This is a genomic window from Halomonas mongoliensis (assembly GCF_052496345.1).
In genome coordinates this window covers 2,580,297-2,596,295 of sequence record NZ_CP199288.1, presented here as the reverse complement: position 1 = coordinate 2,596,295, position 15,999 = coordinate 2,580,297, and the positions used below count along the sequence as shown (strand labels likewise).

General features: G+C 69.4%; 15 protein-coding genes. 2 read left to right on the top strand and 13 right to left on the bottom strand.

What is annotated here, in order from left to right; all coding sequences use genetic code 11:
- Positions 1-2: 2 nt before the first annotated feature.
- The 5 genes from ACRYRV_RS12230 to ACRYRV_RS12210 all read right to left on the bottom strand — a co-directional run bounded on the left by ACRYRV_RS12230 (position 3) and on the right by ACRYRV_RS12210 (position 3,286).
- Positions 3-437 (bottom strand): TIGR01244 family sulfur transferase, encoded by a 435-nt coding sequence (locus ACRYRV_RS12230; protein WP_444984977.1) that lies wholly within the window; start codon positions 435-437, stop codon positions 3-5.
- A 29-nt stretch (positions 438-466) separates the two neighbouring features.
- Entirely contained in the window at positions 467-1,333 is an 867-nt protein-coding gene (locus tag ACRYRV_RS12225) for an MBL fold metallo-hydrolase (RefSeq protein WP_309635420.1), read from the bottom strand.
- 160 nt (positions 1,334-1,493) lie between these two features.
- Positions 1,494-2,402 (bottom strand): MBL fold metallo-hydrolase, encoded by a 909-nt coding sequence (locus ACRYRV_RS12220; protein WP_444984978.1) that lies wholly within the window; start codon positions 2,400-2,402, stop codon positions 1,494-1,496.
- Between the two features lie 211 nt (positions 2,403-2,613).
- Complete coding sequence (locus ACRYRV_RS12215; protein WP_253444532.1) at positions 2,614-2,805, bottom strand: YgaP family membrane protein; 192 nt, start codon at positions 2,803-2,805, stop codon at positions 2,614-2,616.
- A 25-nt stretch (positions 2,806-2,830) separates the two neighbouring features.
- A complete protein-coding gene (locus ACRYRV_RS12210) occupies positions 2,831-3,286 on the bottom strand; it encodes a hypothetical protein (RefSeq protein WP_444984979.1) in 456 nt (151 codons plus the stop codon).
- Between the two features lie 359 nt (positions 3,287-3,645).
- On the opposite strand from ACRYRV_RS12210, the gene ACRYRV_RS12205 reads away from it, so the two are divergent.
- Complete coding sequence (locus ACRYRV_RS12205) at positions 3,646-4,272, top strand: ankyrin repeat domain-containing protein (RefSeq protein ID WP_444984980.1); 627 nt, start codon at positions 3,646-3,648, stop codon at positions 4,270-4,272.
- Between the two features lie 52 nt (positions 4,273-4,324).
- On the opposite strand, the gene ACRYRV_RS12200 is transcribed toward ACRYRV_RS12205, so the two are convergent.
- From ACRYRV_RS12200 to ACRYRV_RS12170, 7 genes are all read right to left on the bottom strand, one after another.
- Positions 4,325-5,293, bottom strand: a complete 969-nt coding sequence (locus tag ACRYRV_RS12200) for an arsenic resistance protein (protein ID WP_309635418.1) — start codon at positions 5,291-5,293, stop codon at positions 4,325-4,327.
- A gap of 99 nt (positions 5,294-5,392) precedes the next feature.
- Positions 5,393-6,802: an MBL fold metallo-hydrolase gene (locus ACRYRV_RS12195; protein ID WP_309635417.1), complete on the bottom strand. Its 1,410-nt coding sequence runs from the start codon at positions 6,800-6,802 to the stop codon at positions 5,393-5,395.
- A gap of 191 nt (positions 6,803-6,993) precedes the next feature.
- Positions 6,994-8,259, bottom strand: coding sequence for a serine hydroxymethyltransferase (gene glyA / locus ACRYRV_RS12190; protein ID WP_444984981.1), 1,266 nt, complete (start codon positions 8,257-8,259; stop codon positions 6,994-6,996).
- A gap of 138 nt (positions 8,260-8,397) precedes the next feature.
- A complete protein-coding gene (locus ACRYRV_RS12185; RefSeq protein WP_444984982.1) occupies positions 8,398-9,537 on the bottom strand; it encodes a hypothetical protein in 1,140 nt (379 codons plus the stop codon).
- Positions 9,538-9,623: 86 nt separating this feature from the next.
- Positions 9,624-11,045, bottom strand: coding sequence for a polyphosphate kinase (locus ACRYRV_RS12180; RefSeq protein ID WP_444984983.1), 1,422 nt, complete (start codon positions 11,043-11,045; stop codon positions 9,624-9,626).
- 24 nt (positions 11,046-11,069) lie between these two features.
- Positions 11,070-13,649: an ABC transporter permease gene (locus tag ACRYRV_RS12175; protein ID WP_444984984.1), complete on the bottom strand. Its 2,580-nt coding sequence runs from the start codon at positions 13,647-13,649 to the stop codon at positions 11,070-11,072.
- Positions 13,646-14,362, bottom strand: coding sequence for an ABC transporter ATP-binding protein (locus ACRYRV_RS12170; RefSeq protein WP_444984985.1), 717 nt, complete (start codon positions 14,360-14,362; stop codon positions 13,646-13,648). Before ACRYRV_RS12170 ends, ACRYRV_RS12175 begins: the two co-directional genes overlap by 4 nt.
- Between ACRYRV_RS12170 and ACRYRV_RS12165 the strand changes: the two genes are divergently transcribed.
- A complete protein-coding gene (locus tag ACRYRV_RS12165; protein WP_444984986.1) occupies positions 14,361-15,029 on the top strand; it encodes an arylesterase in 669 nt (222 codons plus the stop codon). The genes ACRYRV_RS12170 and ACRYRV_RS12165 overlap by 2 nt on opposite strands.
- An 18-nt stretch (positions 15,030-15,047) precedes the next feature.
- Here ACRYRV_RS12165 and ACRYRV_RS12160 read toward each other — a convergent pair whose 3' ends face one another.
- Positions 15,048-15,938 carry a DMT family transporter gene (locus tag ACRYRV_RS12160; protein ID WP_444986290.1) on the bottom strand — a complete coding sequence of 297 codons (891 nt, stop codon included), beginning with the start codon at positions 15,936-15,938 and terminating at the stop codon, positions 15,048-15,050.
- Between the last annotated feature and the right edge of the window lie 61 nt (positions 15,939-15,999).

Sequence of the window (15,999 nt, the reverse complement as noted above, 5' to 3'; positions counted from 1 at the left end):
GCTCAGCGCTGCCCGGCGGCCGCTTCCAGCAGCGGGCGGCGCTCTTCAAGGTCGTGTCCCGCGGCGCGGGCCGCGGCCAGCAGCGCCGGGATATCGCAGCTCTCGCCCTGGCTGCGCGCGTGGGCCCAGAGATGCACGGCGCGCTTGCCGCTGCGGCAGAAGGCCAGTACCGGGGAGGGCAGGCTGTCCAGAGCCTGGCCGAAGGCCTCGATATCCGCCTCGCCGTACTCGCCCGGAGTAACCGGGATGCAGCGCCACTCGAGGCCCAGCTCGGCGGCGCGGGCACTCAGGGCGCGATCGTCCGGGTGATCCTCGGCCTCGCCGGGGCGACGGTTGCAGATCACCGCGCGAAAGCCGCGGCGGGCCACCTCGTCCAGATCCGCCGGCAAGACGGCGTCGGCAATGGCAAAGTCGGGTTCCAGCTGATGGATATGCATGGCGCCTGCCTCCTGTAAATCGCGTGAAATCAGAACTTGTTGATGGGGACCTTGAGATAGACCTGGCCGTTGTCCTCGGCGGGCGGCATCTCGCCGGCGCGCATATTGACCTGCACCGAGGGCAGGATCAGCTTCGGCATGTCGAGGGTCGCATCGCGCTCGGTGCGCATCCTCACGAACTCCTCCTCGCTGATGCCCTCGTGCACGTGCACGTTATGGGCGCGCTGCTCCGCCACCGTGGTCTCGTGCTGGTACTCGTCGCGGTCCGGCGCCTTGTAGTCGTGGCACAGGAAGATGCGGGTCTCTCCCGGCAGGGCCAGCACCTTCTGGATGGAGCGGAAGAGGGTGCGGGCATCGCCGCCGGGGAAGTCACAGCGGGCGGTGCCGTAGTCAGGCATGAAGAGGGTGTCGCCGACGAAGGCGGCGTCGCCGATCACATAGGTCAGGCAGGCCGGGGTGTGGCCGGGGGTGTGCAGCACCCGCCCTTCCAGGTTGCCGATGGCAAAGGTGTCGCCCTCCTCGAAGAGGCGGTCGAACTGGCTGCCGTCCCGGGCGAACTCGGTGCCGGCATTGAAGGCCTTGCCGAAGACATCCTGGACCACGGTGATATTGGCGCCGATCCCGGTCTTGCCGCCGAGCGTCTCGTGCAGGTAGGGGGCCGCCGAAAGGTGGTCGGCGTGGACATGGGTCTCGAGGATCCAGGCCACTTCCAGGCCATTGTCGCGCACGAAGGCGATGATCTCGTCGGCCGAACGGGTGTCGGTGCGGCCGGCGGCATAGTCGAAATCGAGCACCGAGTCGAGAATGGCACAGGCACGGCTATCGGGGTCCTGCACCACATAGCTGAAGGTGTTGGTGGGCTCGTCGAAGAAATGGGTCACGATGGGCCGGGACATGGCTGAAACCTCCGTCATGGTGAGTCACTGACGCTGCGTATTGGGACCAGCATAGCCCAATAATGGTTCTAAGGATAGACTATATTGCTATATGTCATGTCGTTCGACCGCGGCCGTAGCGCAGGCCCCGCTGCCAGAGGCAGCGGGGCCCTGCGGGCGACTACTCCCAGGCGGCGCCCTCCAGGGCATCCAGCGGAATCTTGAGGTAGCGCTTGCCGTTGGCCTCGGGCTCCGGCAGGCGGCCGCCCCGGGTATTGACCTGCAGGGAGTGCAGGATCAGCTTGGGCATCGGCAGCTCGCTGTCGCGCTCGTCGCGCAGGGCCACGAAGTCTCCCTCCACGATACCGGCCAGGTGCGGGTTGCGGCTGCGCTGCTCCGCCACGCTGCTCTCCCACTCCGGCTCGCGCCCGCCGGGCATGTAGTCGTGACCGGTGAAGAGGCGTGTCTCGTCGGGCAGCGCCAGGATCGCCTGGATGGAGCGCCACAGCTGGTGGGCGTCCCCGCCGGGGAAGTCCGCCCGGGCGGTGCCGAAGTCGGGCTGGAAGATGGTGTCATGGATAAAGGCGGCATCGCCGATCACGTAGGTGATGGAGGCCAGGGTATGCCCCGGTGAGAACATCACCCGCGCCTCCAGCTCGCCGATGCGGAAGGTGTCGCCATCGGCGAAGAGGCGATCCCACTGGGAGCCATCGGCCTGCAGATCCGGCCAGTGGTAGATCTTCTTCCACAGCTTCTGGACCTCCACGACCTTCTCGCCGATGGCGGTGGGCGCGCCGGTCTTCTCCTTGAGGTACTGGGCCGCCGAGAAGTGGTCGGCATGGGGATGGGTGTCCAGCACCCACTCCACCTCGAGGCCCTTCTCCTCCACGTAGGCGAGCAGCTCTTCGGCGTGGTGAGTGGCGGTGGCACCGGACTTCTCGTCGAAGTCGTGGACCGGGTCGATGATGGCGCACTTGCCGGTGGCGGGGTCGCTGACCACATACTGAATGGAGAAGGTGCGCGGGTCGAAGAAACCGGCCACATCGGGGCTGCCGACGCCGTTGCTGCGAGAGAGCTCAAAGGTCTTCATCCTGGCCTCCTGAAATGCCTGTCGTTGAGTCAGGTTGCAGGTGCCGTAAAGGCCCTTTCCAACCATTGGTTATAACCTTATAGCTAAAAATGCATTTCGACCAATTGGCCCTCGCCATGGACCCGATAGCCGCCGCAAGCCCCCTAACGAAAAAGCCCCCGGTCGATAGCCAGGGGCGAAGGAAACGTCATGTAAGAGAGGTGCCCTGAGGCTACTTCTTCAGCTTGCAGGTGTTGATGCCGAACAGGCTGTAGGCCGGGCAGAAGTTGAACAGGCCGGTGGCCAGCGGCAGCACGCCGATCCAGCCCCAGGCGCCGATGGCGCCGGTCAGCGCCAGCAGGATCAGCAGGGCGCCGACCACGATACGGGCAATCTTGTCGATGCCGCCCACATTGCTCTTCATGGTGTCACCTCGAAGGTCGGTGGATTCAGAAGCTGAAGGTCGGGATATTGGGGTCGCGCATCATCTCGGCGATGGGGCCCGGCGCGGCTACGCCCACGCCCTCGCGCAGGTCATCCTCACCGTACTCGGTATTGGGCAGGTAGATGGCGCAGACGTCCACGCTGGCGCCCTCGCCCATCATCATCTGCATGAGGCCTTCAGGCTTGACGCCCCGCGGGCCCAGCTCGGTCTCGCTCTCGTAGCCCTCCACGCCCAGCTCGCCGGCGGCGTCGCAGAGCAGGATATGCGGGGTGGTGCCCTGCTCACGCATGGCGTTGGCCAGGATCATGGCCATTCCCTGGGTCTGCAGGGAGTCGCTGGTCACGATGAACAGTGCCTTGTCGGCATAGTCGTCGTGGCCATGGCTGTCGGCGAGGGCAGCACCGGAGAGGCCGATGGCGGTGGCCGCAGCGGCCAGGGTCAGGGTTGTCTTGAAGCTCATGGGTTCACCTTTTGCGGGTTGTCGGATAAGCGTGTGGTTGCCCGGGCGCCCGACGATGTGCAGTCGGACGCCCGGGGAGAAAAAGTTCCGGGGTCGATCCGCCGGCCGGCGTCTCTATCTTGATAACCGAACTCGATAACCGAGCCCTGATAACCGAACCCTATATACTAATAACCTTTATCATATTCGAGGAAGCCTAGTCCATAGCGTCAGCTTTTGCATGAGACACCAGGTCGCACCTTGACCTGCATCAAGAAAGGCCTTCAAGGCGACAGCCCGGGACAAGATGCCACACTCTCCCCGGGCCCTTGAGCCCTCATCATGGCCCGACTTCCCACACCATTTCAGGGTCACTTCTGATGTCGACGCTCTGGCACTGGCTCACCCTCCCCTATCGCCGCTACCCCCTGCTGACCGGCCTGCTGCTGCCGCTGCTGGTGGTGGCCGCCATCCTGATGACGCCGCGGCTGATGGCGCCATCCACACCGCCCCTCGACGCCCTCGGGCGCACCCCGCTGACCCTGGCCGCCGAGCGCGGCGAGTTCGAGACGGTCATGGCCATGCTGGACCGCGGCACCGCCGTGGACGAGAGCGACGGCTGCGGCTGGACGGCGCTGATGAAGGCCGCCGCGGGCGGCCACCTGGCGATGCTCGAGACGCTGCTGGCGCGCGGCGCGGACCCCGAGCATCGCGACGAGGCGGGCTATACGGCCCTCATGGTCGCCGTGGTCAACGGCAGGGAGGCGACCAGCCGAGCGCTGCTGGAGCACGGCGCCCGAATCGATGCGGTGGAGAGCGAGGCCGGCTGGTCGAGCCTGACCTGGGCCGCTCGCAACGGCCACCCGGCGCTGGTGGCGCTGCTGCTGGACCACGGCGCCGATGCCAACCACAGCGCCGATGACGGCACCACCCCGCTGCACCTGGCCCGGGAGGGGGAGCATGAGGAGGCGGCCGCCCTGCTCGAGGCGGCCGGCGCCGGCGAATAGGTGTTGGCACCGTGCCACCGGGGTCAGCCCCCTGCCGTTGACCCCTGCCGTGCTAGGACTGGGGCGGCGGACCGAAGAGCCGGTCGGTGAGGCGCACGTACCAGGCCGCCGACTGCACCTGGACCACATAGGCCAGGGCGATCAGCAGCGACGCCTCCGCCCCGGCCTCGCCGAAGGCGTTCATGGCCAGCGCCAGGGCGATGGAGAGGTTGCGCATCACCGTGCCGTAGACCAGGGCGATGCCGTCGCCCCGGGAGAGCCAGGCCCTGGCCACCAGGGTGCTGAGCAGGTAGTTGATCAGGTAGAGGATCAGCAGCGGCACGGCGATATGAATCAGCAGCCCGGGGCTGGCCAGCAGGTCGTCGGCCTTGAGCGCCATGGCCACGAAGACGATGCCCAGCACCCCCAGGGTGGAAAAGGGCGGGAAGCGCGGCGCCCATTCCCTCTGGAAGCCCGGCAGGCCGTGGCGCCTGATGAGGAAGTGGCGAGTCAGCTGGCCGGCCAGCATCGGCAGGCCCACCACCAGGATGATCTGGCGAAAGACCCCGACCAGATCCACCGGGATGCTGGCCCCCATCAGCCACTGCACGTAGAAGGGCGTGGCCAGGGAGCCCAAGATCAGCCCGACCACCGTCATCTTGACCGCCGCCGGCAGGTTCCCTTTCGCAAACCCTGTCCAGGAGATGGTCATCCCGCTGGTGGGCAGCAGGGCCGCCAGCAGCAGCCCCAGCGCCAGGTAGGGCTGGTCGCCGAACCACCAGAGCCCCAGGCCGAAGGCCACGAAGGGAATGATCGCGAAGTTGATCAGCTGGGCCAGCCCCAGGGCCCGATTGTCGCCCCCCTCCAGCAGCTGGCGCAGCTTCAGGTTGACCATCATCGGATAGATCATCAGCAGGGTCAGCGGGATCACCAGGATCCCCAGCCAGGCCACCGGCGCCACGGCGCCGAAGGCAAGCCCCAGCACCATGGTCACCGGAATGGCCACCACCAGGTTACGCGTCAACCGCTGCAGCAGGACCATACCAGCCTCCTTCCGGGAAATTTCCGTCTCTCCCTCACCCTGCGCCCGAACCCGGGCGGCGACAAGAGGGCAGGTTGTCGCGCGCCCGCCGGGGCGGGCCTACAGCTCGATGCGGTCGCCGTAGGAGGGAATCTCGGCCTCGATGCCGCTCTCGGCCAGGGCGGCCTGGAAGGCCTCCTGGGTCTCGGGCTCGCCGTGTACCAGATAGAAGCGGGGAGCGTTGCGGAAGGCCCCGGCCCAGCCGATCATGTCGGTCTGGCCGGCGTGGGCCGAGAAGCCGCCGATGGTGTGCACCTTCGCCTTGACCGCCAGGTCGTGGCCCAGCACCCGCACCCGCTCGGCGCCGTCGACGATCTGCCGGCCCAGGGTGCCGGCGGCCTGGAAGCCGACGATCACCAGGCGGGTATTGGGCTTCTCCAGGTTGTAGCGGAAGTGGTGGATGATGCGCCCGCCGGTGCACATGCCGGCCCCGGCGATGATGATGGCCCCGCCGTGGATGCGGTTGATGGCCATGGACTCCTCCACGGTGCGGGTCATGCGCAGGATTGGCAGGTACTGGCTGGTATCGCCGCTGGCGGCGATATTGAGCACCTTGAGGTCCTCCGCATCCAGCGCCTTGCGCGCCCGGTGGTAGAGCTCGGTGACCTTGATCGCCATGGGGCTGTCGAGGAAGACCATCTGCTGGCGCAACCGCCCCTCGTGGTAGAGCACGCTCAGGTGGTAGAGGATCTCCTGGGTGCGCCCCACCGCAAAGGCGGGAATCAGCACGTTGCCCCCCGCCTCGTGGGCCTCCTCCAGCACCCGGGCGAACTCCTCCAGGGTCTCGTCCAGGGGGCGGTGGTCGCGGTCGCCGTAGGTGCTCTCCATCAGTACCAGATCGGCCTCGTAGAGCTTCTCGGGGTCCTTCATCAGCACCGAGCCGGGGTTGCCCAGATCGCCGGAGAAGACCAGCCGCTTCTGCTGGCCGCCGGAGGGGATCGTCAGCTCGACGATGGCGGAGCCGAGGATATGGCCGGCGTCCCGGAACACCAGGCGAACACCGCCGGGCAGCTCCACCGGCTGGCCGTAGGGGTGGGACTCGCAGAGCGCCAGGGTGCGCGCCACGTCCTCCAGCTCGTAGAGCGGCTCGACCAGCGGCTTGTCATTGCGCTTGCGCCACTTGTTCTCCCACTCCACGTCCTTGGCCATGATGAAGGCGGCGTCCTGAAGCATGATCTCCAGCAGGTCGCGGGTGCCCCGGGTGCAGTGGATCGGGCCGCTGAAGCCCTCGCGCACCAGCTTGGGGAGCAGGCCGGCATGGTCCAGGTGGCCATGGGAGAGCACCACCGCATCCAGCTCCTGGGCCAGCCTGCCGAAGGGCTTGGCGTTGGCTTCATCGGCATCGCTGCCGCCCTGGTGGAGCCCGCACTCCAGCAGCAGCTTCTTCGGGCTGCCGTCGCCGTCCACCTCGATCAGGTAGCGAGAGCCGGTGACTTCCTTCACCGCGCCCTGGAAAGTGAGTGTCGACATGGTGTTGCGCTCCTTTGCCCGCTGAGGTGCCCTGCTTGTGTGGCTCTTCCTTGCAGCATACTGGATCATCGCACGGGTGCACATGAGGTGATGGCAATATGCATAAGCAGCGCGCCCCGCGCCGTTTCCACGGCGCGGGGCGCGAAGTGCCCGGCGACAAGAGGTCGCCGGGCGCTCGAGGCAGGAGGCGCTCAGCGATAGACGGGGAAGTTGGCGCAGACGGCCTCGACCTTGCCCTTCACCTCGGCCTCGATGGCGGCGGTGTCCTCGCCCTTGGCCATGACGTCGAGGATGTCACAGATCCAGCCGGCCAGATCGCGGCACTCGCCCTCGCCGAAGCCGCGGGTGGTCACCGCCGGGGTGCCGATGCGCAGGCCGGAGGTGACGAAGGGGCTCTGAGGGTCGCCCGGCACGGCGTTCTTGTTGACGGTGATGTGAGCGCGGCCCAGGGCGGCGTCCGCGTCCTTGCCGGTCAGGCCCTGCTTGATCAGCGAGAGCAGGAAGAGGTGGTCCTCGGTGCCGCCGGAGACGATATCGAAGCCGCGCTCGATGAAGACGCCGGCCATGGCCTGGGCGTTCTTCACCACCTGCTGCTGGTAGGTCTTGAACTCGGGGTCCATGGCCTCCTTGAAGCAGATCGCCTTGGCGGCGATGACGTGCTCCAGGGGACCGCCCTGGCCGCCGGGGAAGACCGCGGACTGCAGCTTCTTCTCGATCGCCTCGTCATTCTCGGCGGAGAGGATCAGGCCGCCGCGGGGGCCGCGCAGGGTCTTGTGGGTGGTGGTGGTGACCACGTGGGCGTGGGGCAGCGGGGTCGGATAGACACCGGCGGCGACCAGGCCAGCCACGTGGGCCATGTCCACCAGCAGATAGGCGCCCACCTCGTCGGCGATCTCGCGGAACTTGGCCCAGTCGATGATCTGGGAGTAGGCGGAGAAGCCGGCGATGATCATCTTCGGCTGGTGCTCACGGGCCAGCTTCGCAACCTCGGAATAGTCGATGCGGCCGCTCTCGTCGATCCCGTACTGCACGGCGTTGTAGTGCTTGCCGGAGAAGTTGGGCCTGGCGCCATGGGTCAGGTGGCCGCCGGCATCGAGGCTCATGCCCAGGATGGTGTCGCCGGGCTTGACCAGGGCCTGGAAGACGGCGCCGTTGGCCTGGGAGCCGGAGTGGGGCTGGACGTTGGCGTAGGTGGCGCCGAACAGCTCCTTGGCGTAGTCGATGGCCAGCTGCTCGACGATGTCCACATATTCACAGCCGCCGTAGTAGCGCTTGCCGGGATAGCCTTCCGCGTACTTGTTGGTGAGCTGGCTGCCCTGGGCTTCCATCACCCGGGGGCTGGCGTAGTTCTCGGAGGCGATCAGCTCGATGTGGGCCTCCTGGCGCGCGACTTCCTTCTGCATCGCGTCGAACAGGGCATCATCGAAACCGGCAATCGTCATGTCGCGGCTGAACATGGGCGGGGGACCTCGCTTCAAGGGGGAAAACTGAATGCTGCATGATACCCCACCCCATGACCGCTTTCACATGAAAGGCGATCATCCTTAACTGCACGTTTTTCATGCCGCTCCGGGGGACCTGCCCGGAGCGTCGCCTCAGCGCGTCTCCACCCGCATATCGAGACGATCCGGCAGCGCCAGGGGGTCGTCGGCCAGGCTCTCCAGCCGACTCTCGCCAGGCAGCGTGACCGAGACCTCGAGCTCCTCGGCGCTGCCCTCCATCAGCGCCACCAGCCCGGTCAGCACCGCCTGCACCTGAGGGCCGAACATCATCCCGAAGCCCTGGGCCTGGATGCGGGCCTGCTCCAGGTACTGGGACTCGCCGACCCCCTGCATGGCGGCTCCCAGGGCCACCAGCCGCGGGAAGAGCCCGTCGTCGCTCAGGGTGAGGCGCAGCTCGCCGCCCAGCAAGGTGGCCGCCTGCAGCAGGGTCTCATCGGCCAGCAGCTCCGCCAGGGTCAGCCCCTCCGGCAGACGCAGCGGCAGCTGGGCCTCATGGGCCAGGCCCAGGGCATCCTGCACCGCGATCCGCCCCTCGCTGCCGAGGCGCCCCAGGCCGTCGCGCTCTTCCCAGTCGGCGTTGAAGGCGGCGTCCAGGCGCAGCCGGCCGCTGCCGTCGGTGAGCACGTTGCTGATCATGCGCAGCTGGGTCCGCTCGTCGGCCGGGGCCTGGTCGATCATCAGCGCCAGATCGAGCTCGAGGGCCTCGAGCCAGAGTCCGCCGCTGCCGCCCTCCAGGTCACGGTCCAGGCGCAGGCTCTCCAGGGTGGCGGCCGGCGCCTCGTCCAGGCTCAGGCGCAGCCCGGAGAGGGTCAGCCGGCTCAGCCACTGCTCGAGCAGCGCCTCATCGTCGCCGGGCGGGACGGCACTCCCGGGCTCACGCACGACCAGGCGCTGGATGTCCAGCACGGCGGGCTCATCGAGGAAGGCCTCCAGGCGGATGCCCTCCAGGGTCACCTCGTCGGGCGCATCATAGTCGCCGCTGACCAGGTAGCGCTCGACGCTCAGCCGTTCCCCCCCGTGGCTCTCGAAGCGCAGCTCCTCGGCGGTGAGCCGGCTGCGCAGCAGCGCCGAGGAGAGGTCGCCGATCTCGAGGGTGCCTTCGCCGGCGAAGAGGGCCAAGAGGTCGGCCTCCAGTCGCTCCGGATCGGCCAGAGCGGGGGGCGCCGCGGCGAGGGTCAGGGCAAGGGTCAGCGGCAGGGCCAGCCGAGCCGCGGCGGGGGAGAAGCGAGACATGGGATCACCTCCTGTGTGATCGAAGCGTTCGGGGAAAACCGTGACAACAGGCACAGCATAGCGGCTATTGGCCCGGGAGGCTGGCCTCAGCCCGCCGAGGAGAGCCGCGCCTCGAGGCGCTCGTTGACCGCCTCCAGCACCGCCAGCCGGGCCCGGCGCTTGTCGTCACAGGCGACCAGGGTCCATTCGGCGCCGGGCAGGTGGGTGCGGGCGAACATCTCGTCGATGGCGCCCCGGTAGTCGTCCCAGCGCTCGCGGTTGCGCCAGTCCTCGTCGGTGAGCTTGTGGCGCTTGTGGGGCGTGGCGGCGCGGGCCTCGAAGCGCCGGAGCTGCTCGTCCTTGTCGATGGCGAGGAAGAGCTTGATCAGCACCCCGCCATGAGCCAGCAGCTGCTGTTCGAACTGCGTAATCTCGCCGAAGGCCCGCTGCCACTGGGCCTCCCGGGCCAGCCCTTCCACTCGCTCCACCAGCACGCGCCCGTACCAGGAGCGGTCGAAGAGGGCGATGCGCCCGTCCGCCGGCAGCCGGCGCCAGAAGCGCCAGGCCCAGGGGCGCAGGCGCTCCTCATCGCTGGGGGCGGCAATGCGATGCACACGGTACTGGCGGGCATCCAGGGCCGCGGTGACCCGATGGATGCTGCCCCCCTTCCCCGCCGCGTCGTGCCCTTCGAAGGCGATCACCACCGGAATGCGCCGCCGGGCGAGCTCCCGGGCGTTGAGGGCCAGGCGCGCCTGGGCGCGGGCCAGGCGCTCACGATACCCCGTCTTGTTCAGCGGCGCCGGCGCCTCCCCCCGGCCCAGGGAGGGCACCCCGGCGGCCTCCTCCGGCAGGTCACCAAGGGCTGTCTCGGGAGGAGCGGGCGGGCTCTCCAGGGTGTTCAGCAGGGCCCGGCCGACCCGGAAGAGCTGCTCCCCGGGCTCGCGAAAGGGCAGCCGCTGCCAGGGGGCATGCGGGGCCTCGGTGTCGTCGCGCAGGCGCCTCCCCAGGGCCTCGATGGCCGCATGCTGGCCGTGGCGCTGCCACTCGCTGACCCCCGCCTGCCAGGCGGTGGCCGGGTCCTGCTGCAGCTCGACCAGGTGGCGGCGCTGCTCGCGACGGCCGATGTCGCTCCACAGCTTGAGCAGCACCACCCCCTCGGCAGCCAGCGCCGCCTCGAAGGCGCGGATCTCCGCCAGGCGGTCCTGGAAGGCACCGGGCGAGAGCCGGCGCTCGGCCCGGGCAAAGAGCGCATCGCCGTACCAGCCGTGGATGAAGATGCCGACACGGCCGCACTCGGGCACCCGGCGCCAGTAGCGCCACCAGTAGGGACGCGACTGCTCCTCGCTGCTCGGCCCCAGGGCATGAACCTCGGTATGGCGGTTCTCCAGCCAGTGGTTAAGCCGGTTGACCACCGCTCCCTTGTGGGTCGCGGCATGGCCGGTGAGCAGCAGGATCACTGCGCGCTCCTGACGGCGCGCCAGGTCGAGCTGGGCCTCCAGCAGCCGGTAGCGCAGGGTCTCCTTCTGCATGGTCGCCTCCTCGCCCCCGGGCTCTCAGGTCTCGCCCAACAGGCCCAGGCTCGCCGCCGGGGCCTGGCGGCGCAGGCCGCGGGAGAGCAGGTGGCCGATGACGCCGACCAAGAGCGCCCCGCCCAGGGGTAGCGCCAGCCAGAGCCAGCCGTGCAGGCGCGGCGTCAGGTCGAGCCAGGCCAGGTAGAGGGCCGCGGTGGCAAGCTCAGCCAGCAGCGCCCCCATCAGGCCGCTGGCAAACCCCAGGATGGCGAACTCCGCCCCTTGCACCCGGGAGAGCATGCGGTTGCCGGCGCCGAAGACCCGCAGCAGGCCGCTCTCGTGGGCGCGCACCGGACGGCTGGCGGTCAGCGCCGCATAGAGCACGCTGACGCCGGCCAGCAGCACGAAGCCGAGCACCAGCTCCACGGCGCGGGTCACCTGAGTCAGCAGGTCGCGCACCTGGGCGAGGATGGCGTCGACGTTGAGCAGGGTCACCCCAGGGAAGTCCCGGACCAGGCCCCGCTGCACCTCGCGCTCCTCGGCATCCAGGTGGAAGGCGGTGATGTAGCTGTGGCCGAAGCCCTCCAGCACCCCCGGCGGGAAGATCACGAAGAAGTTGGGCCGGAAGCTGTCCCAGTCCAGGTCGCGCAGGCTCGCGATCTCGCCGACGATCTCCTGGCCGCCGATGGTGAAGGTCAGGGTATCGCCCAGCGCCAGGCCGAAGCGTTCCACCAGCCCATCCTCCACCGAGATCGGCACCCGCGCCTGGGCAGGCTCCGCGGCCACCTCGCCCAGCCAGCCGCCGGGCTCGGCACCCTCCAGGTCATCGAACCACTGCCCCGCCACCAGGCGGTTGCCCTCGGGCAGGGTCTCCCGCCAGGTGAGGTTGAGCTCCCGGCGCAGGGTGTTGTCGCCCCGGGCGTCCGGGGGCACGGCGTCCCGGGGGGCCATGTCGTTGATGGCGGTGATGCGCCCGCGCACCATGGGGTAGAGGGCGCTGCGGGCGTCCGCGGCGTCGCCCAGGGCCGCCTCGAAACCCTCGCGCTCGTGGGGCTGGATATTGATGGCGAAGTAGTTGGGGGTGTCCTCCGGCAGCTGGGCCTCCCAGGTGGTCAGCAGGTCGCCGCGCACCAGGGCGATCATCGCCATGGCGAAGAAGGTGACCGAGAAGGCCAGCAGCTGGCCGAGGCTCGCGGTGCGCCGCCGGGCCAGCTGGGCCCCGCCCAGGCGCAGCGCCTGGGTGAGGTCGTCGCCGCCACGACGGGGCAGCCGGGAGGCCAGACGCAGCACGCCGCCGAGCAGCAGGGAGCCGAGCCCCCAGAGCACCACCAGCATGATGAGCCCGCCCAGCAGCAGCCCGACCGAGAGGCCGAGATCCCCGGAGTAGAGCCACAGCAGGGCACCGAAGACGGCGCTAGCCACTGCCACCACCGCCCAGGCCGAGGCCGGCAGGGGGTCGAGCTCCCGGCGCAGCACCTTGAGGGCGCTCACCTTCTTCAGGCGCAGCAGGGTCGGGCCGGCGAATCCCGCCAGCACCGCCAGGGCGGTCAGCGCGCCGAGCCACAGCGGCATCACGCCGGGCGGGGGCAGCTCCATGGGCAGGATGGCGGTGAGCAGGGCCAAGAGCGCCGCCTGGCCGGCGAGCCCCAGCAGCGCCCCCACCGCCGAGGCGGCCAGCGCCAGCCACAGGAGCTGCAGGCTGAAGACGCGGATCAGCTCGCGCTGGGTGGCGCCGAAGCAGCGCATCAGCGCCGCCGTGTCCAGGTGGCGGTCCACGTAGCGCCGGGTGGCCATGGCCACCGCCACCCCGGCCAGCAGCACGGCGGCGAGCCCGGCCAGGCTCAGGTAGCGTTCGGCGCGCTCCAGGGCGTTGCCGAGCTGAGGGCGATCCCGGCGCACGTCGCGCACCTCCACGCCGTCACGGCGCAGCTCGGCGAGCAGCGGGGAGAGGTCGTCGATGATGTCCGGCGGCCCGGCGGCGAGCAACTCATGGGAGACCCGGGAGCCCGGCTGTACCAGCTGGGTCGCCGCCAGGTCGTCGATATGCAGCATCAGGCGCGGGTTGAAGTTGGCAAAGCCGCCGGACTGATCGGGCTCCCGCTCGATCAGCCCCGCCACGCTCAGCTCGAGCTCCCCGACGCGCACCCGATCGCCGAGCTCGGCGTCGAGCAACACCGCCAGGCGCGGCGCCAGCCAGGCCTCCCCCGGGGCCGGCCCCCGCGCCAGCACCTCAGGCCCGTCGCCCAGGTCGACCGTGACGCTGCCGTAGAGCGGATAGCGGCGATCCACCGCCTTGAGGCTGGCCGGCTGGAAGGCATCCTCCAGGCTGACCATGGAGACCATGCCCACCTGGTCGCTGAGCACCAGGCCGGCCTCCTCCAGGGTCTGGCGAAGCTCCGCCTCGAAGGGGCGACCCTGCTCCAGCACCAGGTCACCACCCAGGATCTGGCTCGCCTGGCGGGTCAGGCCGCGGTCCAGGCGGTCGAGGAAGAAGCCGATCATGGTGGAGGCGGCCACCGCCAGGGCGAGCGCCACGAAGAGGGCCCGCACGTCGGGGGCACGCAGGTCGCGAGTGAGCCCCCGGGCCGAGAAGCGCGCCAGGCGCAGGGCGGTCAGGCTCATGCGCTCACCTCGTCGAGCTCTAGCGCCTCCAGGCGACCGTGGCCCAGGCGCAGGCAGCGGTCGCAGCGCCGCGCCAGGGCGTGGTCGTGGGTGACCAGCACCAGGGTGGTGCCCGCCTCGCGGTTGAGCGCAAAGAGGGCCTCGATGATGCGCTCGCCGGTATCCGGGTCGAGGTTGCCGGTGGGCTCGTCGGCGAACACCAGCTCGGCGCCGGTGACGAAGGCCCGGGCCAGGGCGACCCGCTGCTGCTCGCCGCCGGAGAGCTGCTTGGGCAGGTGGTCCAGGCGCTCGCCCAGTCCCACCCGCTCGAGCCACTCCCGGGCCCTGGCCTCGGTGCCGGCCTGGGGCGAGAGCTCCAGGGGCAGCATCACGTTCTCCAGGGCGGTGAGGGTCGGCAGCAGCTGGAAGTTCTGGAACACGAAGCCTACCCGGCCGGCGCGCAGGCGGGCCCGGCCATCCTCGTCCAGGGCCGCCAGGGACTGGCCGAACATCTCGAGAGCCCCGCTGCTCGGCAGGTCGAGCCCCGCCAGCAGCCCCAGCAGGGTCGACTTGCCCGCGCCGCTCTGACCGAGGATCGCCACCGTCTCGCCGGGGAACACCGAGAGGGCCAGGTCACTCAGAATGGTGAGCTGCCGGTCGCCGCTCCTTACCTGCTTGGTCAGGTGCTCGGCGTGTAGAATCGGCGTCATGTCCATGCGAGAGGTATCGTTCATGTTGAAGGGATTCCCTGAGAGTGCGTTGCGTCGATTCACCACCCTGCTGCTGCTCCTGTTCCTGGCGCTGGCGGCGACGGCCGTCCAGGCCGAGGAGCGCCCCACCCTGCTGGTGATGGGCGACAGCCTGAGCGCGGCCTACGGCATCGAGGCCGACGAGGGCTGGGTCAGTCTGCTGGAAGCGCGCCTCGACGGAAAGGCGCGGGTGGTCAACGCCAGCATCAGTGGCGAGACCTCCGGCGGCGGGGCAAGCCGGCTGCCCGAGCTTCTCGGACAGCACGCTCCGGACATCGTTCTGCTCGAACTGGGCGGCAACGACGGCCTGCGCGGCCTGCCCCCGAGCCAATTCGAGGGCAACATGCGGCGCATGATCGAGGCGAGCCAGGAGGCCGCGGCCCGGGTGCTGCTGCTGGGCATCGACATCCCGCCCAACTACGGCCAGGCCTATCGCGACGCCTTCACCGGGGTCTACCACCGCCTGGCCGACGAGTACGACCTGCCCCTGGTGCCCTTCCTGCTGGAGGGCGTGGCCCTCGAAGAGCACCTGATGCAGCGCGACGGCATCCACCCCACCGCCGAGGCCCAGCCGCTCATTCTCGAGAACGTCTGGCCCGAGCTCGCCGCCCTGCTGGAGGAGAGCAATCTGAGGCTGGCCGCCCAGGAGTGACGCCGGGCGCGGCGCCGTTCAGGGCTGGCTGACCGGGGCCGGCGCCTTCTGCCACTGCTGCAGGGCCAGGCCGCCGAGGATCAGGACCAGGCCGATCAGGGTCGAGGGAAGGATCGGCTCCCCCACTACCAGGAAGAGCAGCAGCAGCGACACCGGCGGCGAGAGGAAGATCAGATTGGAGACCTTCGCCGTGCGCGATACCCGGTGCACGGCGAGCTGCCAGAGCACGAAGGCAACGCCCATCTCGAAGAGCCCCACGTAGACGCCTGCAGAGAGCCCCAGCCAGCCGTGCCACTGCAGGCCTGGCCCGGCCAGCAGCAGCGCCGTGAGCACCGGCACCCCGACGCTGAAGTTCTGCCACTGGGCCACCAGCGGCGGGCGATGGTCCCGGGCGTTGAGCAGCCAGTAGAGCGCCCAGATCAGGGTCGAGGCGAGCGCCATGGCGACCCCCAGGGGGTCGGCGAAGGCCACGTCCAGCACCGCCCCGCGGGTGGCGATCACCCAAACCCCGCCGTAGGCGACCATCCCGGCCACAACGTCCATTCGGGTCAGCCGCTGGCCGAGCAGCGGCACCGCCAGGAAGGCCATGGCCAGCGCCCAGGTGTAGTTGAGCGCCATGGCCTCCTGCCCCGGCAGGCGGTCATAGGCGCCGAACAGCAGCAGGTAGTAGGCCACCGGGTTCATCAGCCCCGCCCAGGCCGCGGTGCGCCAGCCGTGGCGCAGCGCCTGGCCGGCGAGCCCCTGGCGCATGACCAGGGCACCGATCAGCGCCCAGGAGACCAGGGAAGCGAGCCACATCAGCTCGAGCGGCGACATGTAGCCCAGCGCCACCTTGAAGGCGGTGGCCACGGTGGACCAGAGCGCCACGGCGCCGAGGCCGTAGAGCATCGCCTGACCGTCCCGGGTCATGGCGATGGCCTCGAGCAGCGCTTGTAGTAGTTGATTCGAATAGGTGACACGGCGGCCTCCC

What these genes read in the sequence shown, in the direction of transcription:
- ACRYRV_RS12175 (WP_444984984.1), bottom strand. Translation starts at nt 13,649, where the DNA reads ATGAGCCTGACCGCCCTGCGCCTGGCGCGCTTCTCGGCCCGGGGGCTC.
- ACRYRV_RS12205 (WP_444984980.1), top strand. Translation starts at nt 3,646, where the DNA reads ATGTCGACGCTCTGGCACTGGCTCACCCTCCCCTATCGCCGCTACCCC.
- ACRYRV_RS12160 (WP_444986290.1), bottom strand. Translation starts at nt 15,938, where the DNA reads ATGACCCGGGACGGTCAGGCGATGCTCTACGGCCTCGGCGCCGTGGCG.
- ACRYRV_RS12185 (WP_444984982.1), bottom strand. Translation starts at nt 9,537, where the DNA reads ATGTCTCGCTTCTCCCCCGCCGCGGCTCGGCTGGCCCTGCCGCTGACC.
- ACRYRV_RS12165 (WP_444984986.1), top strand. Translation starts at nt 14,361, where the DNA reads ATGTTGAAGGGATTCCCTGAGAGTGCGTTGCGTCGATTCACCACCCTG.
- ACRYRV_RS12230 (WP_444984977.1), bottom strand. Translation starts at nt 437, where the DNA reads ATGCATATCCATCAGCTGGAACCCGACTTTGCCATTGCCGACGCCGTC.
- ACRYRV_RS12195 (WP_309635417.1), bottom strand. Translation starts at nt 6,802, where the DNA reads ATGTCGACACTCACTTTCCAGGGCGCGGTGAAGGAAGTCACCGGCTCT.
- ACRYRV_RS12200 (WP_309635418.1), bottom strand. Translation starts at nt 5,293, where the DNA reads ATGGTCCTGCTGCAGCGGTTGACGCGTAACCTGGTGGTGGCCATTCCG.
- ACRYRV_RS12215 (WP_253444532.1), bottom strand. Translation starts at nt 2,805, where the DNA reads ATGAAGAGCAATGTGGGCGGCATCGACAAGATTGCCCGTATCGTGGTC.
- ACRYRV_RS12170 (WP_444984985.1), bottom strand. Translation starts at nt 14,362, where the DNA reads ATGAACGATACCTCTCGCATGGACATGACGCCGATTCTACACGCCGAG.
- ACRYRV_RS12220 (WP_444984978.1), bottom strand. Translation starts at nt 2,402, where the DNA reads ATGAAGACCTTTGAGCTCTCTCGCAGCAACGGCGTCGGCAGCCCCGAT.
- ACRYRV_RS12180 (WP_444984983.1), bottom strand. Translation starts at nt 11,045, where the DNA reads ATGCAGAAGGAGACCCTGCGCTACCGGCTGCTGGAGGCCCAGCTCGAC.
- ACRYRV_RS12225 (WP_309635420.1), bottom strand. Translation starts at nt 1,333, where the DNA reads ATGTCCCGGCCCATCGTGACCCATTTCTTCGACGAGCCCACCAACACC.
- ACRYRV_RS12210 (WP_444984979.1), bottom strand. Translation starts at nt 3,286, where the DNA reads ATGAGCTTCAAGACAACCCTGACCCTGGCCGCTGCGGCCACCGCCATC.
- glyA (WP_444984981.1), bottom strand. Translation starts at nt 8,259, where the DNA reads ATGTTCAGCCGCGACATGACGATTGCCGGTTTCGATGATGCCCTGTTC.